Origin of the sequence: Streptomyces sp. WMMC500 (assembly GCF_027497195.1) — a bacterium.
GTDB lineage: Bacteria > Actinomycetota > Actinomycetes > Streptomycetales > Streptomycetaceae > Streptomyces.
In genome coordinates this window covers 2,866,374-2,893,042 of the sequence record NZ_CP114905.1, presented here as the reverse complement: position 1 = coordinate 2,893,042, position 26,669 = coordinate 2,866,374, and the positions used below count along the sequence as shown (strand labels likewise).

General features: G+C 73.8%; 17 protein-coding genes. 11 read left to right on the top strand and 6 right to left on the bottom strand.

The features are described from left to right. The first annotated feature begins 4 nt into the window (after window positions 1–4). From O7599_RS11850 to fxsT, 7 genes are all read left to right on the top strand, one after another. Window positions 5–526 carry a CU044_2847 family protein gene (locus tag O7599_RS11850; RefSeq protein WP_281622111.1) on the top strand — a complete coding sequence of 174 codons (522 nt, stop codon included), beginning with the start codon at window positions 5–7 and terminating at the stop codon, window positions 524–526. After that, window positions 523–2,769, top strand: a complete 2,247-nt coding sequence (locus O7599_RS11845) for a trypsin-like peptidase domain-containing protein (protein WP_281622110.1) — start codon at window positions 523–525, stop codon at window positions 2,767–2,769. Before O7599_RS11850 ends, O7599_RS11845 begins: the two co-directional genes overlap by 4 nt. A gap of 264 nt (window positions 2,770–3,033) precedes the next feature. Then, entirely contained in the window at window positions 3,034–4,074 is a 1,041-nt protein-coding gene (locus O7599_RS11840; RefSeq protein WP_281622109.1) for a MoxR family ATPase, read from the top strand. A gap of 5 nt (window positions 4,075–4,079) precedes the next feature. After that, the gene (locus tag O7599_RS11835; protein ID WP_281622108.1) at window positions 4,080–7,376 is read left to right on the top strand and encodes an SAV_2336 N-terminal domain-related protein; all 3,297 of its coding nucleotides are present in this window, start codon (window positions 4,080–4,082) and stop codon (window positions 7,374–7,376) included. Between the two features lie 66 nt (window positions 7,377–7,442). After that, window positions 7,443–7,664 carry a hypothetical protein gene (locus tag O7599_RS11830; RefSeq protein ID WP_281622107.1) on the top strand — a complete coding sequence of 74 codons (222 nt, stop codon included), beginning with the start codon at window positions 7,443–7,445 and terminating at the stop codon, window positions 7,662–7,664. 204 nt (window positions 7,665–7,868) lie between these two features. Beyond that, a complete protein-coding gene (locus O7599_RS11825) occupies window positions 7,869–9,110 on the top strand; it encodes an FxsB family cyclophane-forming radical SAM/SPASM peptide maturase (RefSeq protein ID WP_281622106.1) in 1,242 nt (413 codons plus the stop codon). A 67-nt stretch (window positions 9,111–9,177) separates the two neighbouring features. Next, window positions 9,178–12,144, top strand: a complete 2,967-nt coding sequence (gene fxsT / locus O7599_RS11820) for an FxSxx-COOH system tetratricopeptide repeat protein (RefSeq protein ID WP_281622105.1) — start codon at window positions 9,178–9,180, stop codon at window positions 12,142–12,144. A gap of 121 nt (window positions 12,145–12,265) precedes the next feature. Here fxsT and O7599_RS11815 read toward each other — a convergent pair whose 3' ends face one another. The 4 genes from O7599_RS11815 to O7599_RS11800 all read right to left on the bottom strand — a co-directional run bounded on the left by O7599_RS11815 (window position 12,266) and on the right by O7599_RS11800 (window position 19,223). Further along, a complete protein-coding gene (locus tag O7599_RS11815) occupies window positions 12,266–16,111 on the bottom strand; it encodes a multifunctional oxoglutarate decarboxylase/oxoglutarate dehydrogenase thiamine pyrophosphate-binding subunit/dihydrolipoyllysine-residue succinyltransferase subunit (protein WP_281622104.1) in 3,846 nt (1,281 codons plus the stop codon). A gap of 304 nt (window positions 16,112–16,415) precedes the next feature. Continuing rightward, complete coding sequence (locus tag O7599_RS11810) at window positions 16,416–17,546, bottom strand: HAMP domain-containing sensor histidine kinase (protein ID WP_281622103.1); 1,131 nt, start codon at window positions 17,544–17,546, stop codon at window positions 16,416–16,418. After that, the gene (locus O7599_RS11805) at window positions 17,543–18,292 is read right to left on the bottom strand and encodes a response regulator transcription factor (RefSeq protein WP_281622102.1); all 750 of its coding nucleotides are present in this window, start codon (window positions 18,290–18,292) and stop codon (window positions 17,543–17,545) included. Before O7599_RS11805 ends, O7599_RS11810 begins: the two co-directional genes overlap by 4 nt. 79 nt (window positions 18,293–18,371) lie before the next feature. Continuing rightward, entirely contained in the window at window positions 18,372–19,223 is an 852-nt protein-coding gene (locus O7599_RS11800) for a spermidine synthase (RefSeq protein ID WP_281622101.1), read from the bottom strand. Window positions 19,224–19,330: 107 nt separating this feature from the next. Between O7599_RS11800 and lon the strand changes: the two genes are divergently transcribed. The 3 genes from lon (at window position 19,331) to O7599_RS11785 (ending at window position 23,655) form a co-directional block, all read left to right on the top strand. Further along, window positions 19,331–21,763, top strand: coding sequence for an endopeptidase La (gene lon / locus O7599_RS11795; RefSeq protein WP_281622100.1), 2,433 nt, complete (start codon window positions 19,331–19,333; stop codon window positions 21,761–21,763). Window positions 21,764–21,952: 189 nt separating this feature from the next. Then, window positions 21,953–22,615, top strand: coding sequence for a hypothetical protein (locus tag O7599_RS11790; protein ID WP_281622099.1), 663 nt, complete (start codon window positions 21,953–21,955; stop codon window positions 22,613–22,615). Continuing rightward, complete coding sequence (locus tag O7599_RS11785; protein ID WP_281622098.1) at window positions 22,612–23,655, top strand: hypothetical protein; 1,044 nt, start codon at window positions 22,612–22,614, stop codon at window positions 23,653–23,655. The genes O7599_RS11790 and O7599_RS11785 overlap by 4 nt, the downstream gene beginning before the upstream one ends. 151 nt (window positions 23,656–23,806) lie before the next feature. On the opposite strand, the gene O7599_RS11780 is transcribed toward O7599_RS11785, so the two are convergent. Continuing rightward, complete coding sequence (locus O7599_RS11780) at window positions 23,807–24,688, bottom strand: lysozyme (protein WP_281622097.1); 882 nt, start codon at window positions 24,686–24,688, stop codon at window positions 23,807–23,809. 455 nt (window positions 24,689–25,143) lie between these two features. Between O7599_RS11780 and O7599_RS11775 the strand changes: the two genes are divergently transcribed. Next, window positions 25,144–25,596, top strand: coding sequence for a MarR family transcriptional regulator (locus tag O7599_RS11775; RefSeq protein WP_281623352.1), 453 nt, complete (start codon window positions 25,144–25,146; stop codon window positions 25,594–25,596). A 116-nt stretch (window positions 25,597–25,712) separates the two neighbouring features. Here the strand turns inward: O7599_RS11775 and O7599_RS11770 are convergent, their stop codons facing one another. After that, on the bottom strand, window positions 25,713–26,480 hold the full coding sequence (locus O7599_RS11770; protein WP_281622096.1) for a protein phosphatase 2C domain-containing protein: 768 nt from the start codon (window positions 26,478–26,480) through the stop codon (window positions 25,713–25,715). Window positions 26,481–26,669: the final 189 nt, after the last annotated feature.

Genomic DNA, 26,669 nt, shown 5'->3' with positions numbered 1-26,669 from the left:
TCGGATGAGCAGTAATCTGCCGCAGCGCGTGACTCTGCCGGACGGCACCGAGGTCTGGGTCCGGGCGACCCCGCTCGACGAGCGGGTCGCGGCGGAGACGCGGGCGGGGGTCCCGGCGCCCGTGGGTGCCCCCGAGGACGCCGACCCCGCGGCCGCGTGGGACCCGGACGCCGACGACGAACCCCAGGACGTCGCCGACTGGGGCCGGCTGACCGCCCGGCTCGCCGGCTTCGCGCCGCTGGTCGGCGGAGTGGCCGCCTCCGTACGGGCGGCGACCGCGGCCGCCGCGCCGCACGAGGTGAGCGTGACGTTCGGCGTGGAGATCTCCGCGGGGACGGGGAAGGCGATCGCGCTGCTCGCCGACGCGAACACCGCGGCGCAACTGTCGGTCACCCTCACCTGGCAGCCCGGTTCGCGGTCGGCCGAGCCCTCCGGGGACGCGTCCCACGCCGCCTCGGCCACCGCGCCCGATACGGCTGCATCTGGTGCATCCGGCGCGTCTGCCACGGCGTCCGCACCGGTATGAGGGTTCCGATCGAGAGCAGTGAGGGCGCGGACTACGCGCGTTACCAGCTCTGCAAACTCGCCGCAGCGGCGACCGTCGACATCCGGGCGGCGCCCGGCTCCGACGACGGGTCCCTGTGGGGCAGCGGGTTCCTCGTCGCGCCGGAGTGGGTGCTGACCTGCGCGCACGTCTTCGTCCACCCCGACGGCTGGCGGCGCGGTACGGCGCCGGGCGAGCTGATCGGCGTGGTCGTGGGCGGGCGTACGGTGCCGGGCCGGGTGGAGTACAGCATGCCCTCGCCCGACGGCACGGCCGCGCGGATGGGCCGCGATCCCGAGGTGCGGGACGAGACGTTCGCCGAGGCGGTGATGCAGGTAGGGCCGGATCTCGCCCTGGTACGGCTGTTGCCGGCGCGGGCCGACGCGACGCGTGCGGCTGCGGGGGCGAGTGAGAGCCCGCGGGGCGAGGCGCAGTACGGGTTCCCGTACGCCGCTCTCCACGCCGCTCAGATCGGTGTCCAGCCCGGCGCCCGGGCCGACGCCCGCCCCGGTGCTCCGTCCGGCCCCGAGCGGGGGACCCCCGCCCGGCCGCCGGCCGGCAGCGAACCCGTCTGGCTCGGCGACCGCTACGACGACTTCCTCGACCAGGCCGTACTCCTCAGCGCCCACGGGCGCGCCGCCGCCGGCAACGGCGACGAGGTCGAAGCGGCCCTGCTGAGCGCCGAGTTCGCGGGCCGCAACGGGCAGCAGATCCTGCTCGGCACCCCCACCCCGATCCGGAAGGGCGCCTCCGGCGGGCCCGTGCTGCACCTCGGCCGCGGCGAGGTCGTCGGCGTCGTCAAGGCCCGCTACCGCAGCGGCACCGGCGGCGGCACCGCCGTGTCCCTCGACGAGCTGCGGGCGCTCTCGCCCGAGCACCTGCTGCCCGGCGCGGAGGGGCTGGGCCCCGAGCCGTACCGCGAGCTGATGCGGCTGCACGACGCCTGGCACTGGCACCGCCACCACGGCATCGACGACGAACGCACCTCCTGGACCGACCTCCAGCGCGCGCTGGGCCCGCCGCGGTACGGCGCCTGGGGCGCGCTCGACCGGCTCAGCGCGCTGTATCGGCTCGCCGACCTGCCCGCGCCGCGCGACCCGGAGGTCGTCGAGCGGCTGGTGCACCACGTGCTCGACATCCAGGGCCGCCCCCTGGGCGCCCGGCGGCTGCGCGACTGGCGCGACGGGCACGGGCTGCTGCACCGGCAGGCCGCGCCGGAGCGCGCGCTGCGCGACATGCTGCTGTACCTCAAGCTCGTGGCCCGCGAGGCCGCCGCGGACATCGGAGCCGGCCCCGGCGCCGGCTCCGCCGCGGGGGACGGCGCGGCGGCGCGTACCGCCGTCGAGTCCCTCGAAGCGTGGGTCGCCGAGCGCTCGGGTGAGCTGACGCCGCGCCAGCGGCGGGAGATCCGCGCGGTGCGGCGCGCGCCCGTGAGCGTCCTCGTCACCTTCGACAAACTGCCGTTCCTCGACCCCGCCGCGCCGTCCGTGCCCCGCTACAACTGGACCGTGCGGCGCGGCTACGGCAAGGGGGAGTGGGAGCACGTCGCGCTCGACCAGTCGTACGCCGGCGGGTCGTTCGAGGAGGCGGAGGAGCAGGTGCTCGCGGCGCTGGCGCCGCAGTTGCTCGGCGCCGACGCGGAGGCGCAGACGCGGGTGCGGCTGGAGGTGGCGCTGCCGGAGGAGCGGCAGGCGCAGCCCACGTACCGCTGGGAGCTGCCGGTGTCCGGCCGGGCGACCGCGGCCCGCCCGCCGGCCGGCACGGTACGGCCCGTGGTGCACCGGGACGCCGCGCGCGCCGGGCCGGAGCCGGAGCCGCTGTGGCGCGACCGGTGGCGCCGGATGAGCCGGGCGCCGCGGCAGCGGCTGGTACGGGCCGAACCGCCGGGCTGGGGGCGCGAGGCCGGCGACGGCGGGGTGCCGGTGTTCTGCCACGCGCTGGGCGGCGGGCGGGCGGCGGTCGTGGGGCAGTTGCTCGACGAGGGCACGGCGGTGGCGCTGTGGCGTGCGGGGGGCCACGAGGGCGACGAGTGCGGCGCGGAGTGCGCGGCGTACCACGAGGAGCTCGCGGCGCTGCTGACGGACGGCGCAGGAACGGTCGTGCGGGATCTGCCGGAGCGGCTGCACGAGGTGCGCCGGGAGGCGCTCGAGGCCGGACGGGGGTGCGCGGCGGACGTGATCCTGCTCTACGACGACGCGGACGACGCGATCGGGGCGGGCGGTTGAACGGCGTACGGGTGGCGCTGAACGGGTGAGCCGGGCGGTGAACGGGTGAACGGCGCGCGGGCGTCGGCACGCGCCGGGGGCGAACGTCGCGCACCATGTGTGCGGTTGGACGAAACCGGCCCGCCACCACGCGGATTGGCCGATTCGGCACCCGACGTCAGCGCACCCGGCTAGCCTCTTACCCCCGTGAGGGTTGCCCTCGTCCGTCGCCGGGCAGACAGTGGGGCAAGCCTGCTGCCCGGTCGGCGACAAAGGGGTTACGACGTGAGCGAGTGGCTCATCTACCGAGGCACCGGCGCCCCCCACGACGGCATGGACAGACTGCCGGCACCGCCACCCTGGCGAGAATTCGACGGCGGTCCAACGGTCCCACCGCCGGTCGCGCTGGAGCCCTCCTCCGAGCGGAGGCTCGGCCAGCGCCGCCGCGAGGCCAGCCACCACCGGCCCAGCACCCGCGAGTGCGAGATGGTCAACGCCGCGCTCTATCTGCGCCGCCCGCTGCTCGTCACCGGGCAGGCCGGCAGCGGCAAGAGCACGCTCGCGCACTCCGTGGCGTACGAGCTGGGCCTCGGCCGGGTCCTGACCTGGCCGATCGTCAGCCGCAGCACCCTGCGCGACGGCCTGTACGCCTACGACGCCATCGGCCGCCTCCAGGACGCCCAGCTCGAACGGGCCGCCGGCCGGGCCGGCGCCGCGGACGCGGCGGGCGCCGCCGAGGAGCCCGGCGGCGGCATCGGGCGCTACGTCCGCCTCGGCCCGCTGGGCACCGCGCTGCTGCCCTCCGCGCGCCCGCGCGTGCTGCTCGTCGACGAGCTGGACAAGAGCGACATCGACCTGCCCAACGATCTCCTCCACGTGCTGGAGGAGGGCGAGTTCACGATCCCCGAGCTGGAGCGGATCGCCGACCGCGCGCCGGTGGTCGAGGTGCTCAGCGACGACGGTACGAAAGTGCCCGTGCGCGGCGGCCGGGTGCGCTGCGGCGCCTTCCCGTTCATCGTGCTCACGAGCAACGGCGAGCGCGAGTTCCCGGCGCCGCTGCGCCGCCGCTGTATCGAGCTGCAACTGCCGGTGCCGGACCGGGCGCGGCTGACGGGCATGGTGCGGGCGCACTTCCCCGAGGGCGACGACGAGCGGTTCACGGAGCTGATCGACCGCTTCCTGGCCGCGGGACCCGGCGACGTACGGGCCGTGGATCAACTGCTCAACGCCATCGAGCTGACCCGGCAGGCCGATTGGGATCAGGCGGACGGCTCCGCCCGGCGCGTCACCGAGGAGCTGATGCGGCCCATCAACAGGCCGCGGTGAGCGCGATGGCGGCGCGCGGGGGCGACGGCGGGCAGGAGAAGGCCGAGGAGTTGGTGGGCCGGCTCCTCGCGGCTGGGCTGCCGCCGGACGCGCGCGGCCTCGCCGACGTCCTCTGGCTCGCGGAGGAGCTGGCGCGCAGCGCCGAGGCGACGGGTGGCGGGGACCCGCGCGCCGGCGGGGCGAGATCGGCGAGCCGCACGAAATCAGCCACTTTTCCCGACGCCGCCGACGCTCCCGAAGGCCCCGGTCCCGCGCCGGCCGAGGGCGCAAACGCCGCCGACGCGACAGGTGCGGGGGCGCACGCCGCGCCCGAGCGGCGCGTGGGGCTCGCGGCGGGCCCGGGACTCTCCCCGCGTACGCCGGTGCGCGATGCCGTGGACACCCCGGCGTACCGGCAGGTCGGCCGCGTCGGCGTGCCGGAGCCGGCCGCGCTGCCCGCCCTCGTGCCGCTGCAGCGCGCGCTGCGCCCCCTGCGGCGCTACCAGCCGCGGGTCGCGGCCGTGGCGCCCGGCGAGCTGGACGAGGAGGAGACCGCGGAGGTCAGCGCACGGGCCGACCTGGTCATCCCCGTGCTGCGGACGCCCCGGCGGCGCGCCACGCTCCAACTGCTCATGGACGCCTCGCCCGCCATGGAGGTGTGGGGACGGCTGCTGGAGGACCTGCGTACGGTCGCCGAGCGCTCCGGCGCGTTCCGCGACGTCACCGTGCACCGCCTGCACCCGCTCCCGGACGGCGGCGTCGGCTGCACCGGCGAGCCGGGGCGGCCGTCGATGCTGCAGGACGCCGGCCAGTTGCACGACCCCGGCGGGCAGCGGCTGACACTCGTGCTCAGCGACTGCGCGGGCCCGATGTGGCGCGACGGCCGGATGCAGCGGATGCTGCACGGCTGGCTCGGTACCGCCCCCGTCGCCGTCGTCCAGCCGCTGCCGCACCGGCGGTGGCGCGAGATGCCGTTCGCCGCGCTGCCGGGGCTGCTCGTCCGGCACCCCGGCCCGTACCCGACGCTCGACTTCCGCCCCGGCACCCGCGGCGACGTGCCCCCGGCCGGGGCCCGCCCGCTGCCCGTGCTCGCGCCCGAGCCCGGCGCCGTCGGCACGTGGGCCCGGCTGCTGTCCGCCGGCGAGGGTCTGTCGCTGCCCGGCGCCGCCGGCTGGGTGCGCCGGTCCGCCACGGAAGCGGCGGCCGTCCCGGCCGCGGCGGTCCGGCCCGCCGACGTGCGCCCCGACCCGGCGGCCACGCTCGCCGCGTTCGACGCGACGGCCTCGCCGGCGGCCCGGCTGCTGGCCATCCACCTGGCGGCCGTGCCGCTGGTGCTGCCCGTCATCCGGCTGGTGCAGCGCGCGCTGTTCCCCGACACCGGGCCCGCGGAGACCGCCGAGATCCTGCTCAGCGAGCTGGTCGTGGCGCGCGAGCCGGTGCCCGGAACCGCGCGCGACCCGGCGCGCGAACCCGTCGGCGACGACCCCTGGTTCGACTTCCGCCCGGGCGTGCGGGAGCTGCTGCTGCGCCGGCTCAGCCACGGCGAGGCGGCGCTCGTGCTCAAGCACTGCTCGCTCTACATCGAGCGGACCTTCGGGCACGGCGCGCGCAACTTCCCGGCCGTCGCGGTCGCGTACCTCTCCGGCGAGGACCGCGAGCCCGAACTCGGCGGGGGCAAGGTCCCCGACCAGTTCGCGCGCGTCTCCGAGCAGGTGCTGCGCGCCTTCCAGCCCGCCTTCCGCGGGCCGGCCACGGCGGGCGGCCCGGAGCTGCTGCGGCAGTACGAGGACACCCGCAGCGTCCGCGACCTCCTGGACGCCGTACGAGCCCTGCGCCGCGCCGTCGTCGAGGAGCGGGACACCGCGCAGCAGGGGCTGCTCGCGCGGGCGCTGCTCCTGCACTGGCAGCGGCTGCGCGAGCCGGACGCGCTGGCGGAGGCCGAGCAGTGGGCCCGGAGCGCCCTGGCCGCGGACGGCTCGGGGACGCCCGCGGCCGGTGGCGGGCCGCCGGCGGATGCCCCGTCGCTGCGCGAACGGCTCACCTACGCCGAGGTGATGTGGGAGGTGGCCCGCGAGCGCGTCGCCGACGGCGAGCACGAGCAGGCCGTCGCGGCGCTGCGCGCCTCCGCCACCCAACTGCGCCGCAGCCGCGCCCTGGTCACCACGCACGCCGCCCGGCGCGAGCGCGGCGGCCTGCTCGCCGAGGTGCTGCGCCGGCTGCACTCTCTGACCGGCGACGACGCGGCGCTGCACGAGGCCGAGGAGACGATAGACGAGCTGCTGGCCGGCTGGCCCGACGAGGAGCTGGTGCCCGCGCGGCTGTTCCTCGCCCGCGGCCGGGTCACTCTGGGCCGCGCGCAGGCGGAGCACACGGTGGACGAGACCCGGGCCTACGGGCTGCGCGCGGCGGCCGATCTGCGTACCGGTGTCGACCTGCTGCGCATGGAGGGCGGGCCGGAGCTGCGCCGGCTGGAGTGCGAGGCGCTGCTCGACCTGGCGGAGGCTCACACGACCGCGGCCGGCGACGCCGGCGCGGGTCTCGCGCTGGCCGCGCTCGACCGGGCCGGGCGGCTGGCCGTCACCCTCGACGACTACCGGCTGCAGGCCGAGAGCCTGCGCCGCAAGGCCCAGGTGCGCGTCGCGGAGTTCGGCCGCGGCGGGGCCGACGGGCTCCTGGTCGAGGCCGACGAGTGGCTGGCGGACGCGCTGCGGCTGCTGCCGCCGGGCGCGGCGCTGTACGGCGAGGTGCTGACCGAGCACGGCGAGCTGCTGCTGCGCCGCGCCCGGCTGACCCCGGACGACACCGGGCTGCGCGGCCGGGCGGTGCCCGTGCTGCGCGAGGTGCTGGCGGAGACGCCGCAGCGGCATCCGGACCTGCCGCGGCGGCAGTTGCTCTTCGGCAGGGCCCTGCGGCTGCGCTACGAGGCGTCCGGCACCCGCACCGACCTGTACGAGGCCGAGTGGGTGCTCGACCGGGCCGCCCGCGAGGACGACGCGCCCGCGCGCGTGCGCGCGCAGGCCTGGCTGGAGCTGGGGGACGTGCAACTGCTCCTCGACATACGGACCGAGTTCCGGCAGCGGCAGGAGCGGGCGGCCGACTGCTACCGGCGCGCGGCGCTCCTGGCGGAGCAGGCCGGCGACCCCGCGGACGCCGCACGCGCCCACCACCGGCGCGGGCAGATGCTGGAGCCGACGGCGGGGCGCCAGGTGGCGCTCAGGGCGTACCGGGACGCCTGGGAGCAGTGGAGCCGGGCGGAGCAGACCCAGAGCGCGGGGGCGGCGCTGACCCGCGAGCAGATCCGTACGCTCGAAGCGGGCGACTGACGCGGGTCCGTTTTGTTGCACGACTGTTCGGGGAAGGACTCTCACACCCTTCCGGAGGAGAACAGCGTGGAGAACCCCCTGTCGGCGAAGCCGGACGGGACACTGTCAGCCGCAGGCTCGGCGGTCCGTCTGCCCGACTTCAGCGACGTCGACGTGTACGCGGTGGCCGCCCGGGGCGAGCCGCCGGTACTCGCGGGAACCGTCGCTCACCTGCTCCGCAACTGGCCTTCCGACGACGATGCCGGGGCCTATTTCGACAACGAGCCCCCCAAGCCCGGCGGCAATTGACCCGCCGGTCGAGAACGTCAGGGCGCACGCTCCGGCCGACGCCACCTCAAGCCCGCCGACGAAGCCGGGCGGCCGGATCGCGGCAGATTCCGTACAGAAACAGTCAGTTGGGCTTCTGTCTGGTTTCACCCGTGTGACTTGTGCGCCATGCATTCAGGGGCGGTGGTTCGTCACCGCCCGGACTCGGGGGAGCCGGGGAGCCGCATGGACTACGGAGACACAGGCGCGGAGGAGGTGCCCTGGCCCGGTCGGCTGCTGGACGTCGGCCGGCTGCGCGCCACCGGGGTTCCGGCGGTGCCGTTCCGGCAGTTCATCCTGAAGGTGCACAGCCGGTGCAACCTCTCGTGCACCTACTGCTACGTCTACCACGGCGCCGACAGTAGCTGGCGCGAGCGTCCCGGCCGGATGCCGGAGGCCGTCACCCGCCGCACCGCCCAGCGCATCGCCGAGCACGTACGCGCCCACGGGCTGCGCCGGATCAGCCTCGTGCTGCACGGCGGCGAGCCGCTGCTCGCCGGCGCCGCGTCGCTGGTCCGGCAGACGGCGATGGTGCGCGCGGCGCTGCCGGTCGACTGCACCGTCACCGCCGTCGTGCAGACCAACGGCACGCTGCTCACCGAGTCCGCGCTGGCGACGCTCGCCGCCGACGGCATCGGGGTCGGCCTGAGCGCCGACGGCGGCACGCCCGAGCTGAACCGCCACCGCGTCGACCACGCCGGGCGACCCGCCTGGCCCGCTCTGGAGCGCGCGGCGCGGCTGCTGCGGCGGCATCCGGGGAGCTATGGCGGCATCCTGTGCACGGTCGACGTCACCGCCTCGCCGGCCGCGGTGCTGGACTCGCTGTGCTCGCTGGGGCCGCCGGTCGTCAACTTCCTGCTGCCGCACGCCAACTGGTCGGCGCCGCCGGCCCCCGTGCCGAGCCGCGGCCCCGCCCCGTACGGCGACTGGCTCTGCGAGTTGTTCGACCTGTGGTGGGACCTGCCCAGGCCGTCGCCGCGGGTGCGGCTGTTCACCGAGATCCTCGGGCTGCTGCTGGGCCGGCCGAGCGGCACGGAGGCCGTGGGCCTCTCGCCGGTCACGGCGGTCGTGGTGGAGACCGACGGCGCCATCGAGCAGATCGACTCGCTCAAGTCCGTCTACGAGGGTGCGGCGGGCACGGGGCTCGACGTCTTCCGCAACTCCTTCGACGAGGCGCTGAACCACCCCGGCGTCGCCGCCCGGCAACTGGGCCTGTGGGCGCTGGCCGAGCAGTGCCGGCGCTGCCCGGTGGTCCGGGTCTGCGGCGGCGGCAACTACGCGCACCGCTTCCGGGCCGGCGAGGGGTTCCGCAACCCGTCCGTGTACTGCGCCGATCTGGAACGGCTCATCCGGCACGTCGCCCACCGGCTGGACGCCGCGGTGGCGGATGAGCGAAGAGTGCCCGCGGGACCGCCGTGCGTGAGCTGACGGGCCGCCAGATGGGATACTGTGCGAGAGATACGGCCTGCCGGGACTGTGGGAGGGAGACGGTCGCATGGCCGAACCCATCAGCATCAGTTACGCGGGGTTCAACCGCCCGTGGGCGGCCTGGATCGCCCATCAGCTCGAACTGCTCGGACACCCCACCGCGATGCTGCGCTGGAACCCGGCGCGCGACCGGCCGCTGGTCGACGAGCTGACGGGGTTATTGGAGGCGCCCGACCGCATCCTGCTCGTCCTCGACGACTGGTACTTCGGTCTGGGCCCCCGCAGCGAGGACGAGTGGAACGACGCGCTGCGCACGGTCATCCCGCAGCACGCGCACCGGTTCGCCGCCGCCACGGTGGCCACCGCAATGCCGACCGCGGCGGCGGCCCTGGCGCCCGTCGACCTGCGTGACCTGGGCACCGGCGAGGCCAGACGCCGTATCCTCACCCGGCTGGGCATCAACCCGGACACCCCGGTCCGCCCGGACCGCGAGCCCGAGCGCGCCCCGCGCTTCCCCAACGACCCGTCGGTCGTCTTCAACGCCCCCCGCCGCAACTACCGCTTCACCGGCCGCGACGCCATCCTGGAGCGCCTGCACGGCGCTCTGGCCAGCGGGTCCGCCGGTGACGGCCAGGGCGCCCGGATCGCGCTCTCGGGGATCTCCGGCGTCGGCAAGAGCCAGATCGCCATCGAGTACACCCACCGGTTCGGCAGCGACTACGACGTCGTCTGGTTCGTCAACGCCACCTACCGCATGACGGCCCGCGAGCAGCTCGCCGACCTTTCCCTACGGCTCAACCTCCCCGTCGGCAACAACATCGGCGACCGGGTCCGCCGGGTCCGCGAGGCGCTGCGCACCGGCCGCCCGTACCGCCGCTGGCTGCTGGTCTTCGACAGCGCCGACGAGATGGAGCTGCTCGACGACATCGTCCCCGAGGGCGACGGGCACGTGCTCATCACCACCCGCACCCGCGACTGGGCCGTCAGCGGCGGCGCCGACGAGATCGAGGTCCCGCACTTCACCCGCGCGGAGTCCACCGCCTTCGCGCTCCGCCGCGCGCCCCGGCTGACCGAGACCGAGGCGGACGGGCTCGCCGAGGCGGTGCAGGACCTGCCGCTGGTGCTCAGCCAGACCGCTGCGTGGCTCGACTCCAGCACGATGGCGCCGGCGGACTACATCGAGCTGCTGCGCGAGAAGGAGCCCGGCAAGGTCGGCATCAGCATCGGCTCCGACTATCCGATGGGCTTCCTGACGAGCTGGTCGATAACGCTGAACGGGATGCGGGAGAAGACCCCGGCGGCTGCCTCGATGCTCAACCTGTTCGCGCTCTTCTCCCCGGACAGTATTCCGGTCTCCCGCATCGTCGAGCGCAGCGACCAGTTGCCGAGGCATCTGGCGGAGCTGGCCGGCGATCCCATCAGTTGGCACTCCGCCCTGCGCCGTCTGTCGGAATCCACCGCGGTGACGATCGACTACCTCACCGACCCTTCGCCGGAGACCGAGGTCGAAAAGGTTCAAATGCACCGTCTGTATCACCGCTTCCTGCGGGGTGATCTCCCTGAGGACGAGCGGGAGGCGATGTCGGCGACCGCCTGCCGGATCCTCGCGGCAGCCGACCCCCGCCGTCCCACGGACACGCGGGAGTGGGCGAGGTACGCCGAGCTGCTGCCGCATCTGGAGCCGGCCGGCGCGCTGGAGAGCGCCGACCCCGCAGTGCAGGAACTCGTCCTGAACTGCATCAACTATCTGCTCCAGCGCGGCGAGTACCGCGCCGCCCTGAAGATGTGCGAGCTGACGCTCGCTCCGTGGACCATCCGGCTCGAACCCACGCACCGCTCGATGATCACGCTCGTGCACTCGCACGCCGAGGCGCTGCGCAACCTCGGGCGCTACCGCGAGTCCGAGGCCGTCGGCAGGCGGCTGGTGGACGTGCTGAGCCCGGTGCGCGACGAGGAGGACCCCGACCTGCTGTCCGCCAGGAACGGTCTCGGTGGTGCACTGCTGGGCCTGGGTGAGTACCAGACGGCGCGTGAGATCTTCGACGACGTCCGGCAGAAGTACGCCGACCTCCTCGGCGCCGAGCATCCCCGCACCATGTCGCTGCGCAGCAACGTCGCCTCCGCCCTCGCACTGCTCGGCCGGTACGAGGACGCGCTGGAGATCCACCGCGCCGTGCTCGTCGAGCGGGAGCGGCGACTGCGCACACGACACCACCAGACCATGGCCACCGGTACGCGCTACGCCTGGATCCTCCGCCTCCTCGGCCGCTACGAGGAGGCCCACTCCCGGCAACTGCGGAGCGTCGCGCTGCACCGGCAGATCATGGGCGAGCACAACCCGCAGACGCTGCGGGCCGAGCACAACCTCGCGCTGTGCATGCGCCGGCTGGGCAAGCTCGCCGAGGCGGACCGCGCCATGGAGTCCGTGGTGGAGCGGTTCACCCAGGTGCAGGGCCCCAGGCACCCCGAGACCCTGATGGTCGAGGCCGACTACTCCACCTTCCTGCGCGAGCACCGCGACCTGCACCGCGCCCGGGAGCTGGCCAAGTCGGTCCACCGGCGGTACGAGGCCATGCTCGGCGAGCAGCACCCGTACACCGCCGGCACCCTCGGCAACGTCGCGCTCGCCCTCTGGCCCACCGGCGAATGGCAGGAGGCGTCCGAGATCGCCGAGCTGGCGCTCACCCGGATGACCGCGGCCGTCGGTCCCACGCACCCCTGGACGCTGGGCTGCGCGCTGAACGCGGCCGCCGCCCGCAACCGGCTGGACTCCCCGGACCACGCCGAGGAGCTGAGCCGGCAGACGGCCGACACCGTCAAGGAGGTCCTCGGCCCCCGGCACCCCATGACGCTGTCGGCGATGATGGCGCTCGCGGACGACCTGCGGTCGCTGCGCCGTTCGCAGGAGGCGAAGAAGGTCGAGCGGGAGGCGATGCAGAACCTCAGCGAGACGCTGGGCGCCGACCACCCGCACACCCTGGCCTCGCGGCGCCGGGAGCGCCCGTACTGGGACTTCGAGCCGCAGCCCGTCTAGGGCTCCGGGCAGCCGGGAGGCACAGCCGGGCCGCGCAGACGAGAAGGGCCCCGCGCATCGCGCGGGGCCCTTCTGCGCGGGGGTACGGACCGGGCGGCCCGGTCCGTACCCCCGCGGGGACTCAGAGGTCGAAGACCTCGGCCATCAACTGGGCGTGCTCCGCCTGGTGGCGCTTGGCGGAGCCGACCGCCGGGGAGGACGACGACGGGCGCGAGACCCGGCGCAGCCGGTCGGCGTTCGGCACCGGCCCGGAGCCGATGATCAGGTCCAGGTGGTCGACCAGGTTGAGCGCGATGAACGGCCACGCGCCCTGGTTGGCCGGCTCCTCCTGGGCCCAGACGAACGTCGCGGCGCCGCTGTAGCGCTCCAGCTCCGCCTGGATCTCCGCGCCGGGCAGCGGGTAGAGCCGCTCCAGCCGGATGATCGCCGTGTCCTGCGCGCCGCGCTTCTGCCGCTCGGCGTCGAGGTCGTAGTAGACCTTGCCGGAGCAGAAGACGACCTTGCGGACCGCCGCCGGGTCGACGGAGTCGTCGCCGATGACCGGCCGGAAGCCGCCCGAGGTGAACTCGTCCGTCCGCGACGCCGCCGCCTTCATCCGCAGCATGGACTTCGGGGTGAAGACCACGAGCGGCTTGTGGTGCGGGTTGTGGACCTGCCAGCGCAGCAGGTGGAAGTAGCTCGACGGCAGGGAGGGCATCGCGACGGTCATGTTGTTCTGCGCGGAGAGCTGCAGGAACCGCTCGATCCGGGCCGAGGAGTGGTCGGGGCCCTGGCCCTCGTAGCCGTGCGGCAGCAGCAGCACGACGCCGGAGGACTGGCCCCACTTCTGCTCGGCGGAGGAGATGAACTCGTCGACGACGGTCTGCGCGCCGTTGACGAAGTCGCCGAACTGCGCCTCCCACAGCACCAGCGAGTCCGGGCGGGCCAGCGAGTAGCCGTACTCGAAGCCCATCGCCGCGTACTCGCTGAGGAGCGAGTCGTAGACGTTGTAGCGGGCCTGGTCCGGGGCCAGGTAGTTCAGCGGGGTGTAGTCCTCGCCGGTCTTCTGGTCGACGAGCACCGCGTGCCGCTGGCCGAACGTGCCGCGGCGGGAGTCCTGGCCGGCGAGCCGGACCGGGGTGCCCTCCATGAGCAGCGAGCCGAACGCCAGCGTCTCGCCCATGCCCCAGTCGATGGCGTCGTCCTCGACCATCGACACCCGGCGCTGCAACTGCGGCAGCAGCCGCGGGTGCACCGAGACCTGGTCGGGCAGGCTGACCTGGGAGTCGGCGATCCGCTTGACAACCTCCTCGGAGACGGCCGTCTCCACGGCCACCGGGAAGCCGGGCAGCGCGTGCGGCGGCACCTCGGCCGGCGCGGGCGTCTCGGTGGCGTCCCGTACCTCGGTGAAGACCTTCTCCAACTGGCCCTGGAAGTCCTGGAGCGCCTGTTCGGCCTCTTCCATGGTGATGTCGCCGCGGCCGATCAGCGACTCGGTGTAGAGCTTGCGTACCGAGCGCTTCTTGTCGATCAGCTCGACCATCTGCGGGTTGGTGAACTGCGGGTTGTCGCCCTCGTTGTGCCCGCGGCGGCGGTAGCAGATGAGGTCGATGACCACGTCCTTGTTGAACGCCTGGCGGTACTCGAAGGCCAGCCGCGCGACGCGCACGACGGCCTCGGGGTCGTCGCCGTTGACGTGGAAGATCGGCGCCTCGATCATGCGGGCCACGTCCGTGGCGTACATCGAGGAACGCGCGGACTCCGGCGGGGCGGTGAAGCCGACCTGGTTGTTGATGACGACGTGCACGGTGCCGCCGCAGCGGTAGCCGCGCAACTGCGACATGTTGAGCGTCTCGGCCACCACGCCCTGGCCGGCGAAGGCGGCGTCGCCGTGCAGCGCCAGCGGCAGCACGGTGAAGTCCGTGCCGCCCTTGCCGATGATGTCCTGCTTGGCGCGGACCACGCCCTCCAGCACCGGGTCGACGGCCTCCAGGTGGGAGGGGTTGGCGGTGAGCGAGACCTTGATCTGCTCGCCGTCCAGGCCGGTGAAGGTGCCCTCCGTGCCCAGGTGGTACTTCACGTCGCCGGAGCCGTGCATCGACTTCGGGTCGAGGTTGCCCTCGAACTCGCGGAAGATCTGCGCGTACGACTTGCCGACGATGTTCGCCAGCACGTTGAGCCGGCCGCGGTGCGCCATGCCGATGACGACCTCGTCGAGGCGGGACTCGGCGGCGGCGTCGATGACCGCGTCCAGCAGCGGGATGACGGACTCGCCGCCCTCCAGCGAGAAGCGCTTCTGGCCGACGTACTTCGTCTGCAGGAACGTCTCGAACGCCTCCGCGGCGTTCAGCCGGCGCAGGATGCGCAGTTGCTCCTCGCGCTCCGGCGTGTCATGCGGGCGCTCCACCCGCTCCTGGATCCACTTGCGCTCCTTCGGATCCTGGATGTGCATGTACTCGATGCCGGTGGTGCGGCAGTACGAGTCGCGCAGCACGCCGAGGATGTCGCGCAGCTTCATCATCGCCTTGCCGGCGAACCCGCCGACGGCGAACTCCCGCTCCAGGTCCCAGAGCGTCAGGCCGTGCTCGGTGACGTCGAGGTCGGGGTGCTTGCGCTGCTTGTACTCCAGCGGGTCGGTGTCGGCCATCACGTGGCCGCGGACCCGGTAGGAGTGGATCAGGTCGAAGACCCGGGCGGCCTTGGTGACGTCGTCGTCGTGGCTGGCATCGATGTCGCGGAGCCAGCGGACCGGCTCGTACGGGATGCGCAGGGACTTGAAGACCTCGTCGAAGAAGTCGTTCTCGCCGAGCAGCAACTGGTGCATGATCCGCAGGAACTCGCCGGAGGCGGCGCCCTGGATGACGCGGTGGTCGTACGTCGACGTGAGCGTCATGACCTTCGAGACGCCCAGCTTGTTCAGGGTGTCCTGGGAGGTGCCCTGGAACTCGGCGGGGTAGTCCATCGCGCCGACCCCGAGGATCATCGACTGGCCGGGCATCAGCCGCGGCACGGAGTGGACGGTGCCGATGCCGCCGGGGTTGGTGAGCGAGCACGTCACCCCGGTGAAGTCGTCCATGGTGAGCTTGTTGGCCCGGGCGCGGCGGACGATGTCCTCGTACGCCTGCCAGAACTCGAAGAAGTTGAGCGTCTCGGCCTTCCTGATGGCCGCGACGACGAGCTGGCGGTCGCCGTTGGGCTTGACCAGGTCGATGGCCAGGCCCAGGTTGACGTGCTCGGGCTTGACCAGGGTGGGCTTGCCGTCCTTCTGGGCGAAGGAGTGGTTCATCGACGGCATCAGCTTCATCGCCTGGACCATCGCGTACCCGATGAGGTGCGTGAAGGAGACCTTCCCGCCGCGGGCGCGCTTCAGGTGGTTGTTGATGACGATGCGGTTGTCGAAGAGGAGCTTCACCGGGACGGCGCGGACGGAGGTGGCCGTCGGCAGCTCCAGCGAGGCGTTCATGTTCTTGGCGACGGCGGCGGCGGGTCCCCGGAGGGTGACCAGCTCGGGGCCCTCGGGCGCGGCGGCGGGCTCCGCGGCGGCCGGCTTGCCGGCGGCGGGCTTCGCGGCGGGCTTGGCGGGCGCGGCGGCGGCGGGCTTGGCGGCCGGCGTGGCCGCGGGCTGCGCCGCCGGCCGGGCCGGCGGCTGGGCCACGGGCCGGCCGTCGACGGCGGGCGGCGCGGCGGGCGCGGGTGCCTGCTGCGGCGGCGCGGCCGGGGCCTGGGCCGCGGGGGGCGGCGGCGCGGCGGGAGCCGGCTGCGCCTCCTGCGTCGCCGGTCCCCGCTTCTCGCCGGCGGTGCCCGGCTTGTAGTCGGCGAAGAAGTCCCACCAGGCCCGGTCCACCGAGTTGGGGTCCTGGAGGTACTGCTGGTAGATCTCGTCGACGAGCCACTCGTTGGGACCGAAGGCGGCAGCAGGGTCCCGGCCCTGGCTGGGCTCTTCGGTACGGACGCTCGACGAGCTGCTCTTAGGGGACTGTGACGACACGGCGGCAACCGCCCTCTTCCGCTTCACAAGGTGATGGACAGCGGAAAACAAGGCTACGCCCCCGGAGCTGGAACGTGCAGGCCGCACCCGCCTGAGGTCGCGTAAGTCACAATGCGAACGTGGTTTGGGTCCCCGATCTGGCGGGAAATCAACAAGGTTTGCCCGCGTGCGGCATGGGGGCATCGGAGTGGTGGCGCCGCGTCCCGTCCTCGTACCGGGCCGTTCACCGGCCGCTCTGCCGCCGTTGCAGGTCCGTTCCCACGCCCGGCCGAGGTCAAGTGTAGGTCAAGCGCTCGAACGAGCGTTAACCCGGAAGGGTGAGCTTGATCCGGCAGCCACGGGGTGATTCGGCCACCCCGATGCGCCCGCCGTGCAGATCCACCGCCCAGCGCGCGATGGCCAGCCCCAGCCCGGTGCCGCCGCCGTCCGCCCCGTGGTCGGCGAGCACCCCGGTCTCCCGGCCCCGGTTGAAGCGCTCGAAGACCCGGTGCCGCTCGGCGGCGGGGATGCCGGGGCCCTCGTCGAGCACCTCCACCTCCAGCCCGTCGGGCTGCGCGCCGGCGCGGGCGCGCACGGTGACCCGGCCGCCGGGCGGGCTGTGCTTCACGGCGTTGTCGATCAGGTTCGCCATCACCTGGTGCAGCCGCTCGGGATCGGCCCGTACGACCAGCTCGGGCGGCCAGACGTCCAGGTGCAGCCGCACGTCGCCGCGCCCGCGGGGGCCGGGGACGCCGGCGTCGACGCCCAGGGCGCCGGCCGCGTCGTGGGCGCCGCTGCCGAAGTGCGCCTCCTTCAGCACGCCCGCGAGGTACGGCTCCACCGAGACGTGCCGCAGCCGCAGCGGCACCACCCCGCTGTCGATCCGCGACAGGTCGAGCAACTGCTCCACCAGCCGGCCCAGCCGCTCGGTCTGGCGCAGCGCGGTACGCATCGTGTCGGGGTCGGCGTCGGAGACGCCGTCGACCACGTTCTCCAGCACGGCGCGCAGGGCGGCGATCGGGGTGCGCAGCTCGTGCGAGACGTTGGCGACCAGCTCCTTGCGGTGCCGGTCGACGGACTGCAGGTCGGCCGCCATGCGGTTGAACGTCTGCGCCAGCTCGCCGAACTCGTCCCGGCGGCGGGTGGCCAGCCGGGCGGTGTAGTCGCCGTGCGCCATGGCGCGGGTGACCGCGGTCATCTGCACGAGCGGCGACGTCAGCCGCTGGCCAACGAACTGGGTGATCAGCAGCGAGGCGATGAGCGAGAAGACCGTGATGAGCCGGACCTCGGTGGAGGAGCGGATCGCCACCCAGACCAGGCCGGTCGCGATCACCACCGAGCCGATGACCAGGGCGCCCAGCGCGGCGTTCACCGACCGCACCGGGTCCAGCGGGCGCAGCGCGTCCCACACCCGGCGCCAGAAGCCGGGCTCCGTTCCGCTGTCCGGCACGGTCATGTGACGGGGGTCTCCAGCGCGTACCCCACGCCGTGGACCGTACGGATCCGCTCCGCGCCGATCTTGCGGCGCAGCGCCTTGATGTGGCTGTCCACGGTGCGCGTCCCCGAGGCGTCCTCCCACTCCCAGACCTCCACCAGGAGCTGCTCGCGGGAGAGCACCGCCCGCGGCTGGTTGGCCAGACACGCCAGCAGCTCGAACTCCGTCGGCGTCAGATGGACGTCGTCCCCGCCGACCCGTACCCGCCGCTCGGTGTGGTCGATCTCCAGCTCGCCCAGGCGCAGCGTGTCGTCCCGGACGGCGCCCGCCGCCTGCGTGGCGCGCTCCACGCGGCGCAGCAGCACGTGCACCCGCGCGGCCAGCTCGCGCATGGAGAAGGGTTTGGTCATGTAGTCGTCGGCGCCGACGCCGAGGCCGACGAGCATGTCCGTCTCGTCGTCCCGCGCGGTCAGCATCAGCACCGGCACGAGCCGCTGGGCCTGCACCCGGCGGCACACCTCCAGCCCGTCGAAGCCGGGCAGCATCACGTCGAGCACGAGCAGGTCGGGCCCCCACTCCGCCGCGGTCGCCACCGCGGCCGGGCCGTCGCCTGCCGTGCGTACCTGGAAGCCCTCGGCGCGCAGCCGCGCCGATATCGCCTGGCCGATGGTCGGGTCGTCCTCGACGACCAGCACTCTTCGCTGGGCGCCGGGTGTCACTGCGGCCGCGTGGTCAGCGCGGCCGTTCAGGGCTTGTCTGTCTGCCATGTGTTCGTGGCCCTCGCCGTCTCTTCCCCGTAGGCCCTCCGGTTCTGCTAGCAGCGTATGGGGAGGTGACACGCCTCGGCTACGGGGAACGGACAGCCCCCGGCCGCGTTCCGCGCGCGGTGTCCGCGGGCCGGACGGCGAGGTGGACGGCGTCGGGTGCGCCGCGGCGCACGGGGATCTCCTCGGTGCGTACGTCCGTGAAGCCGGCGGCGCGGAGGGCGGCCTCGAACGCGGGGGAGGGGCGGGCGGACCAGACGGCGAGGACGCCGCCGGGGGTGAGGCGGTCGCGGCATGCGGCGAGTCCGGCCGGGGCGTAGAGGCCGGTGTTGCCCTCGGTGACGGTCCAGTCGGGGCCGTTGTCGATGTCGAGGCAGACGGCGTCGTAGGCGTGTCGGCAGCGCTGGGGGGCGGTGGCGAGGTGGTCGAGAAGGTCGGCCTCGACGAGTGCGACGCGGGGGTCGGCGAGGGCGTCGCCGCTGAGGTGGGCGAGAGGTGGGTCTCCCGTCGCGGGGCGGCCGGCGGTGCCGGCCGCGGCACAGGTCGTGCCGGTCGTGCCCGCCGCCGCGCCGGTGGTGACCGCCGCCGCGCGGGGTGTTCCCGGTGCCGGTCCGGTGTGCCACGCGAGGACCGCAGGCTCGCGCTCGACCACCGTGATCCGCCCCCAGCGCGGGTCCGCCGCCGCCTCGGCGAGCGAGAAGCCCACGCCGAGCCCGCCGATCAGCAGCGCGGGGGACGGGGAGCCGCTGCGGACTGCCTGCGCCGCGGCCCGGATCAGCAGCCGCTCGGAGCGGCCGTCGGAGGTGTCCATGAGGAAGACGCCGTTCGCGATGATCTCGTGGTGCGTGCCGCGCCGGCGCAGCACGACCTCTCCGTACGGGCCGGACCTGCGGTCCACCGTCACGGCGGGCGCCGCGTCGTTCTCGCTGCTCATGGCCCCATCCTGCCCGATCGCTGACAGCGAACAGACGGCCGGGAACATCATGGCGCCCCCCGGGGTTGAGCCCACGTAACTCAACTTGCATGCCGAAGGGGAGATCAATGGCTACTGAGTCCAGCTCGAACGCGCCGCTGGCCCTGCCCGTCCTGCCGCTCGATGACGAGGTCGTGCTCCCCGGCATGGTCGTGCCACTCGACCTCTCGGACCGCGAGGTGCGGGCCGCGGTCGAGGCCGCGCAGGCCGCGGCGCGCGGCAGCGGACACAAACCCAGGGTGCTGCTCGTCCCGCGGGTCGACGGCACGTACGTGGGCACCGGTGTCCTCGGCCGTGTCGAGCAGGTCGGCCGGCTGGCCGACGGCGACCCCGGCGCGCTGATCCGCGGCATAGCCCGGATCCGCATCGGCGCCGGCACGACGGGCCCGGGGGCCGCACTGTGGGTGGAGGGCACGGAGACCGAGGAGTCGGTACCCGACCCCGTCCCCGGCGCCGTCACGGAGCTGATGAAGGAGTACAAGGCCGTCGCGACCGACTGGCTGCGCAAGCGCGGCGCCTGGCAGGTCGTGGACCGCGTCCAGCAGATCGACGACGTCGGCCAGCTCGCCGACAACGCCGGCTACTCGCCCTTCCTCAGCACCGAACAGCGCATCGAGCTGCTGGAGACCACCGACCCGGTGGCCCGGCTGAAGCTGGCCACGCAGTGGCTGAAGGAGCACCTGGCCGAGCAGGACGTCGCCGAGTCCATCGCCAAGGACGTCCAGGAGGGCGTCGACAAGCAGCAGCGCGAGTTCCTGCTGCGGCGCCAGTTGGAGGCCGTGCGCAAGGAGCTGCGCGAGCTGAACGGCGAGCCCGACGGCGAGGAGTCCGACGACTACCGCGCCCGGGTCGAGGCCGCCGACCTGCCCGAGAAGGTCCGCGAGGCGGCCCTGAAGGAGGTCGACAAGCTGGAGCGCTCCTCCGACGCCTCGCCCGAGGGCGGCTGGATCAGGACGTGGCTCGACACGGTCCTGGAGATGCCGTGGAGCGAGCGTACGGAGGACGCGTACGACATCACCGGCGCCAAGGAGATCCTCGACGCCGACCACGCGGGCCTGGAGGACGTCAAGGAGCGCATCACCGAGTACCTGGCGGTGCGCAAGCGCCGCGCGGACCGGGGCCTGGGCCTCGTCGGCGGCCGGCGCGGCGGCGCGGTGCTCGCGCTCGTCGGCCCGCCCGGCGTCGGCAAGACGTCGCTGGGCGAGTCCGTGGCGCGCGCCATGGGCCGCAAGTTCGTCCGGGTCGCCCTCGGCGGCGTCCGGGACGAGGCGGAGATCCGCGGCCACCGGCGTACGTACGTCGGGGCGCTGCCCGGCCGTGTCGTCCGGGCCATCAAGGAGGCCGGTTCGATGAACCCGGTCGTCCTGCTGGACGAGATCGACAAGGTCGGCTCCGACTTCCGCGGCGACCCGGCCGCGGCCCTGCTGGAGGTCCTGGACCCGGCGCAGAACCACACGTTCCGCGACCACTACCTGGAAGTCGAGCTGGACCTGTCCGACGTGGTCTTCCTCGCCACCGCGAACGTCCTCGAAGCCATCCCCGAGGCGCTGCTGGACCGCATGGAGCTGGTCCGCCTCGACGGCTACACCGAGGACGAGAAGGTCACCATCGCCCGTGACCACCTGCTGCCCCGGCAGTTGGAGCGCGCGGGCCTGGAGGCCGGCGAGGTCGCCATCGAGGACGACGCGCTGCGCAAGCTGGCGGGCGAGTACACCCGCGAGGCGGGCGTACGGAACCTGGAGCGCGCCCTCGCCCGGCTGCTCCGCAAGATCGCGGCGCAGCACGAACTGGGCGACGCGAAGCTGCCGTACGAGGTCGGCGTCGACCAGCTCCGCCCGCTGATCGGCCGTCCGCACCACACCCCGGAGTCGGCCACCGACCCCGCGGAGCGCCGCACGGCGGTCCCGGGCGTGGCGACGGGCCTGGCGGTGACGGGCGCCGGCGGCGACGTGCTGTACATCGAGGCGTCGCTGGCCGACCCCGAGTCGGGCGCCTCCGGGCTGACCCTGACGGGGCAGCTCGGCGACGTGATGAAGGAGTCGGCGCACATCGCGCTCTCCTTCCTCCGCTCGCGCGGCGCGGAGCTGGAGCTGCCGGTGGGTGACCTGAAGGACCGGGGCATCCACCTGCACGTTCCGGCGGGCGCGGTCCCGAAGGACGGGCCGAGCGCGGGCATCACGATGACGACGGCGCTGGCGTCGCTGCTCAGCGGCCGGCAGGTGCGTACGGACGTCGCGATGACCGGTGAGGTCTCGCTGACGGGCCGGGTGCTGCCGATCGGCGGCGTCAAGCAGAAGCTGCTGGCGGCGCACCGGGCGGGGGTCACCACGGTGATCATCCCGAAGCGGAACGAGCCGGACCTGGACGACGTGCCGGCGGAGGTCCTGGAGAAACTGGAGGTCCACCCGGTCTCCGACGTCCGCCACGTCCTCGACCTGGCCCTGACCCCGGCCGGGGCGGCGACGCCGGCCGCGGACCCGGAGGTCCCGGTGGCGGCCTGACCACCGCCGGGCCCTCCGGCCCGCCGCCCTCCCGCCCCCGTCCCCACGGGCACGGCCCCTCCCGACCACCCACCCGGGAGGGGCCGTTCGGCGTGCGTCCGTGCTTGTACGGGCAACGGGTGCCGGAACCGGTCGGCCGTTGGTAGCGTCCTGTCACTCAACGCTACCGAATCGTCACTGGAGTCGATCGTGGTCCGTGTTTACCGCTCAGCCCCCGCGCTTGCGGCGTTCGCCGCCGCGACCCTGCTGGCCACCGGGTGCGGGGGCGACGACTCCGGGTCGTCGGACGACAAGATCGAGGGTGCGAAGAAGAGCAGCCCGGCGGAGTCGCCGTCGGCACCGGCCGCGGAGGGTCCGGAGATCGAGCTGCCGTCGAGTGTGGAACTGGTCTTCGAGGACTGGGAGTCGGAGGACCCGGAGGAGCAGGCGGTCCTGGACTCGGGCGCGCAGCGCCAGCGGGCGACGTACGAGGCCATCACCCGGAACCCGCCGAATCCGAACACGGAGTTCATCGCCCTCTACAACATGAAGGGCACGGGAGCCTGGACGTCCCTGCAGGAGTGGATCGGCGAGTTCAAGGACGCCGGGGCCACGGTGGCGGGCACCTTCCGCTTCTTCGACCCGGAGGTCCGGCTCAGCGACAACGGCCTCACGGCCACCCTGCGCTTCTGCTCCGACGAACGCGAGGTGGACCAGAAGGACCGCGAGAGCGGTGAGGTGCTGACGCAGCCGGATCCGTACGAGTACGTCGAGTACAGCACCACGCTCCAGAAGAACGACGCCGGTGCCTGGCAGACGGCCGACGTCGCCAACAACCGGGACGCGTGCGACGCAGGAGGACTATCGCCATGAACCCCCGCAGGCTGGCCACCCCCGGGGTGGTCGCGGCACTGCTGCTCTTACCGTGCGCCGGGGTCGTGCTGGCCCAGAACGGGTCGGGCATCGGCCTGGAAGGCGACACCGACCCGAACAGCGGCACCCTCAGTGCCACCGCCACCCAGGTCGTCGTGCGGCAGACAGGGGGAGGCGGGGAAGGCGGGCAGCCGATCTCGGCGGTGGACACGGACTGGACGCCGCCCGCGTGCTGGCACGAGCCCGTTGCCACTCCGCAGGAGCTTGAGCGGGCCGTGAACGCCATCGAGAACGGCAACCTCGTGCCCGTCAACAGCCGCCTGCAGTGGGGCGTCGACCTCATGCACGAGTACTACCGCGACGGCGGCGACGGGAATCCCGAGAACTACAACCTCGACCAGCAGGGCGAGGGCATGTGGTGGCGTGCCGTGCGCAACCCCCACCGGGAGGACGACACCGAGGCGGACGACTGCGACCAGCAACTGATGTTCTGGGCCGACGACAACGCCGCCCCCGACGTCCCCACCGCCCTCACCCCCGAGATGCTCGCCGAGTACGCCTACGACTCCGTCAGGGTGCCCCGTACCGAGATCGAGATGCAGCCCGCGGACGACCGGCTCAAGGTGAACCTGCCCACCTGGATCTGGCAGGAGCCCGCCGCCTTCGACGAGGTCGCGGTGCGGGCGGAGTTGCCCGGCACCGGGCTGTGGGCCGAGACCACCGCCACACCCGTGAGCCTGCGGCTCGACCCCGGGGCGGACGACGCCGTGGTCCATCCGGAGGGCGGGGCCTGTGCGATCGGCGATGACGGCGGCGTCGGCAGGCAGTACCGCAGGGGCGACGCCGAGAGCGTGCCGCCGTGCGGGATCACGTACCACCGGTCCAGCGAGGCCGCGGGCGGTGCGTACGGGCTGAAGGCGTCGATCACGTGGGAGGTCGACTGGACGGGCTCGGGCAACACGGGCGGCGACCTGCCGGACGGCGTCTTCGAGACGACCTACGACGTGACGGTGCAGGAGATCCAGACGGTCGTGCGCTAGGCGCCGCCTACAGTCAGTCCGAAGGTCGGTTTGATCACCTACCGGTACCCTGCTCTGGTTTCCCCTGCCCGTCGAGGACGTCAGGTGACCGCCGGTCTCTCCGGAGGAGCAGCTCCGGGGAGACCGGCGGGGGTTGGGGGCGGCGGCGGGGTCAGCCGTTGGCGAGGGCCTGGAGGCGGTCGTAGGCGCCGTTGAACTTGTTGTGGTCGCCGACCGTGGGGCCCGTCGAGGTGTACTGCCAGAAGGTGTAGAAGCCCCAGCCCGCCGGCAGCGTGCCGGGCGAGGAGGCGTAGCGGGCGATCCACAGCGGGTGGTTGTTCGCGAAGCCGCCGTAGTTGCCGGTGCACTGGATCCACCAGTTGGTGTTCGTGTAGATCACCGCGTAGCGGCCGGTCCGCTCCCGGTAGCGGGTCAGGAACGAGCTGATCCAGCTCCGCATCGAGGCCTGGCTGAGTCCGTAGCACGTGGAGCCGTAGGGGTTGAACTCGATGTCCAGCACGCCCGGCAGCGTCTTGCCGTCGCGGGACCAGCCGCCGCCGTTGCTCGCGAAGTAGTCGGCCTGGGCGGCGCCGCTGGCGCCGTTCGGGAGGGCGAAGTGGTACGCGCCGCGGATCATCCCGATGTTGTACGAGCCGTTGTACTGCTGGGTGAAGTACGGGTTCTTGTAGCCCGTGCCCTCGGTGGCCTTGACGTACGCGAAGCGGTTGCCGGCGTTCCAGAGCGTGGACCAGTTGACGTTGCCCTGGTGGCTGGAGACGTCCACACCCTCGACGGTCGCGAGCGGGCCGGCCTCCCCGCCTGCCGCGCCGGCCGACCCCGCGGGGGCGCCGGTGCCTTCGTGGAGGCGGATCCCGGCGCCCATGTACGCCTCGCCGCGCTCCAGGGTGCGGGGGTCGGGGTTGAGCCGGTGGCCCGCCGCGGCGGCGGGGCTGGTCAGGCCGGCGACGAGGGAGAGCGAGGTGGCCGCGGTGGCGATGGCGGCGGCGAGGGAGCGGCGCCCGATGCGCGGGCGGGTGCGGACTCGGGATGACATGCGTTCCTCCGGGTGTGGGGGTTCCTCGGTGGTGCCGGTGGTGCCGGCGGTGCCGTGGTGCCGTGCTGTCCGGTGGTCCGTGGTTCCGGTGGTGCCGGTAGGCGGAGGGTGCGGAGGCGCCGGTGGTGTGGTGCGGCCGGCTCGGGTGCGGCGGGAGCGGCTGGGCGGCGGGAGCGGCGGGGCGGCGGTGGCCCGTCCTCGTACGCCTGCGGGGGTCTCGGCCCCGGCCCTTGGTGTGGCCATGTCACGATCTCTAGCGCCGAAGGTAAGCGCAGTGTGCGCGGGAGCGAAAGAGGGTCCGGCAGGTGCCTTTGGTCTACGCCTGCGAAATACTGGGGGAGCTGCGGCTTCTGCCGCTTCTGAAGAAAACTTTCAGCCCGCGGAAAGCCGGAAGGGCCCCTGACGTGCACAAGGCCGAAACCCCCGGAGGCGAGCAGGAGAACGAGGGAAATGGTGTGGACCACGTCTTCCTCGATCTGGAGCGGGAGCTCGCGGTCTTCTACCGCCGGGCCCGCGGCATCGCGGCGGACATGGCCCGCCAGGTCGCTCCCGGACTCGAACCCGGCGCGTACGCGCTGCTGGTCCGGCTGGAGGACGGCGGGCGGCGCGCCACCGAGCTCGCCTGCTACTTCAACATCGGCAAGGCGACCGTCAGCCGGCAACTGCACGCCCTCGAAGAGCTGGGCCTCGTCGACCGCGAGCCCGACCCCGCCGACGGCCGGGCGGCGCTCGTCCGGCTGACGGAGGAGGGGCGGCGGCGGGTGCTGAGCGTACGGGGAGCGCGGCACGCGGAGTACGTGCAGCAGCTCGCCGGGTGGGACCGGGGCGAGGTCGCCGAACTGGCCCGGCTGCTCGCGCGGTTCAACGAACTGAACGCGGGCGGGGGCGGCCGGCGCCAGGGCGGCTGAGCGGCGGGCGCGGCGGCGCGCGGCGCCTGCGCTTCGCCGGGCCGGTCGCCCCCAGCCGGGTAGCCGGCGGGATCGGGGCCCGGGCCCGGTGAGCGAGGAGCGGGTCGCCCTGCCCGCTACAACTCGACCAGCACCGCCGACGCGTCGTCGTGCACCTTCCCCCTGCGGTACCGGCTGCGGTCCGCGTCCGCCGCCTCCGCCGCCCGTACCTCCTCCACCACACCCTGCGGCCCCGCCTTCCGCACCCGCTGCAGCAGCGCCGTCCAGTCGCCGAAGCCGAACACCTCCGTCCAGCGCGTCACGCCGTCCGTCAGCGCCGCCAGCGCCGCCACCTCCGTACGCGGCACGCCGCCCGTCACCGCGCGTGCCGCGACCTCCGGGTCGGCGGCGGCGGTGAAGAAGCCGCCCTCGCGGTTGCGCCACTCCTCCGCCGGCCGGTCCCGCGGCAACCGCGACAGCCGCAGGTCGAGCACCGGCCGCACCGCGCCGTCCGGCCCCTCCAGCAGCAGTGCCGCGTCGCACAGCACCAGGTGCTCCACCGTCTCGCCGTCCCAGCGCGCCGCCGCCACCGTGGCCTGCGGCGTCCGCCGGTGGGTCAGGTCGCAGGCCGGGCCGTGGGCCGCGGCGGTGCGGCGGATGGCGTCCGCCAGGCAGTCCGCGAGGGTGGCTTCGCGGGCGCCGGCCAGTTCCAGGAACGCGCCGCCCAGCCGCGCCACGAACCACGGCACCCCGTGCACGCAGCCGGTGTCCCCGTCCCGCGGCGGCGTCACGCCGTCCAGCACCACCACGGCCCCGCCGGTGCCGGAGGCGGGCAGGGCCACGGCGGCGTAGTCCTCGTTCGGGGCGGGTGGTGCGGCGGGGTCGCTGGCCAGTTCGATGCGCATGATCCCAGTCTGCCCGTACGGGCCGCGCGGGCCCCGACGCCGAGCGGACGGCCCGGCGGCCCTCTGGCAAACAATCTTCGCTCGTTCGGGTGAGCGCCGGGGCAAAGCCCGCATGCCTGCGACGCCTGCTGCCAAGGTCAACCAGCGGGACCAGGGCGCTACCGGACTCAGTCACAAACAGTCCGAAAT

What these genes read in the sequence shown, in the direction of transcription:
- O7599_RS11785 (WP_281622098.1), top strand. Translation starts at nt 22,612, where the DNA reads ATGAACCCCCGCAGGCTGGCCACCCCCGGGGTGGTCGCGGCACTGCTG.
- O7599_RS11780 (WP_281622097.1), bottom strand. Translation starts at nt 24,688, where the DNA reads ATGTCATCCCGAGTCCGCACCCGCCCGCGCATCGGGCGCCGCTCCCTC.
- O7599_RS11805 (WP_281622102.1), bottom strand. Translation starts at nt 18,292, where the DNA reads ATGGCAGACAGACAAGCCCTGAACGGCCGCGCTGACCACGCGGCCGCA.
- fxsT (WP_281622105.1), top strand. Translation starts at nt 9,178, where the DNA reads ATGGCCGAACCCATCAGCATCAGTTACGCGGGGTTCAACCGCCCGTGG.
- O7599_RS11845 (WP_281622110.1), top strand. Translation starts at nt 523, where the DNA reads ATGAGGGTTCCGATCGAGAGCAGTGAGGGCGCGGACTACGCGCGTTAC.
- O7599_RS11800 (WP_281622101.1), bottom strand. Translation starts at nt 19,223, where the DNA reads ATGAGCAGCGAGAACGACGCGGCGCCCGCCGTGACGGTGGACCGCAGG.
- O7599_RS11850 (WP_281622111.1), top strand. Translation starts at nt 5, where the DNA reads ATGAGCAGTAATCTGCCGCAGCGCGTGACTCTGCCGGACGGCACCGAG.
- lon (WP_281622100.1), top strand. Translation starts at nt 19,331, where the DNA reads ATGGCTACTGAGTCCAGCTCGAACGCGCCGCTGGCCCTGCCCGTCCTG.
- O7599_RS11835 (WP_281622108.1), top strand. Translation starts at nt 4,080, where the DNA reads ATGGCGGCGCGCGGGGGCGACGGCGGGCAGGAGAAGGCCGAGGAGTTG.
- O7599_RS11770 (WP_281622096.1), bottom strand. Translation starts at nt 26,480, where the DNA reads ATGCGCATCGAACTGGCCAGCGACCCCGCCGCACCACCCGCCCCGAAC.
- O7599_RS11810 (WP_281622103.1), bottom strand. Translation starts at nt 17,546, where the DNA reads ATGACCGTGCCGGACAGCGGAACGGAGCCCGGCTTCTGGCGCCGGGTG.
- O7599_RS11825 (WP_281622106.1), top strand. Translation starts at nt 7,869, where the DNA reads ATGGACTACGGAGACACAGGCGCGGAGGAGGTGCCCTGGCCCGGTCGG.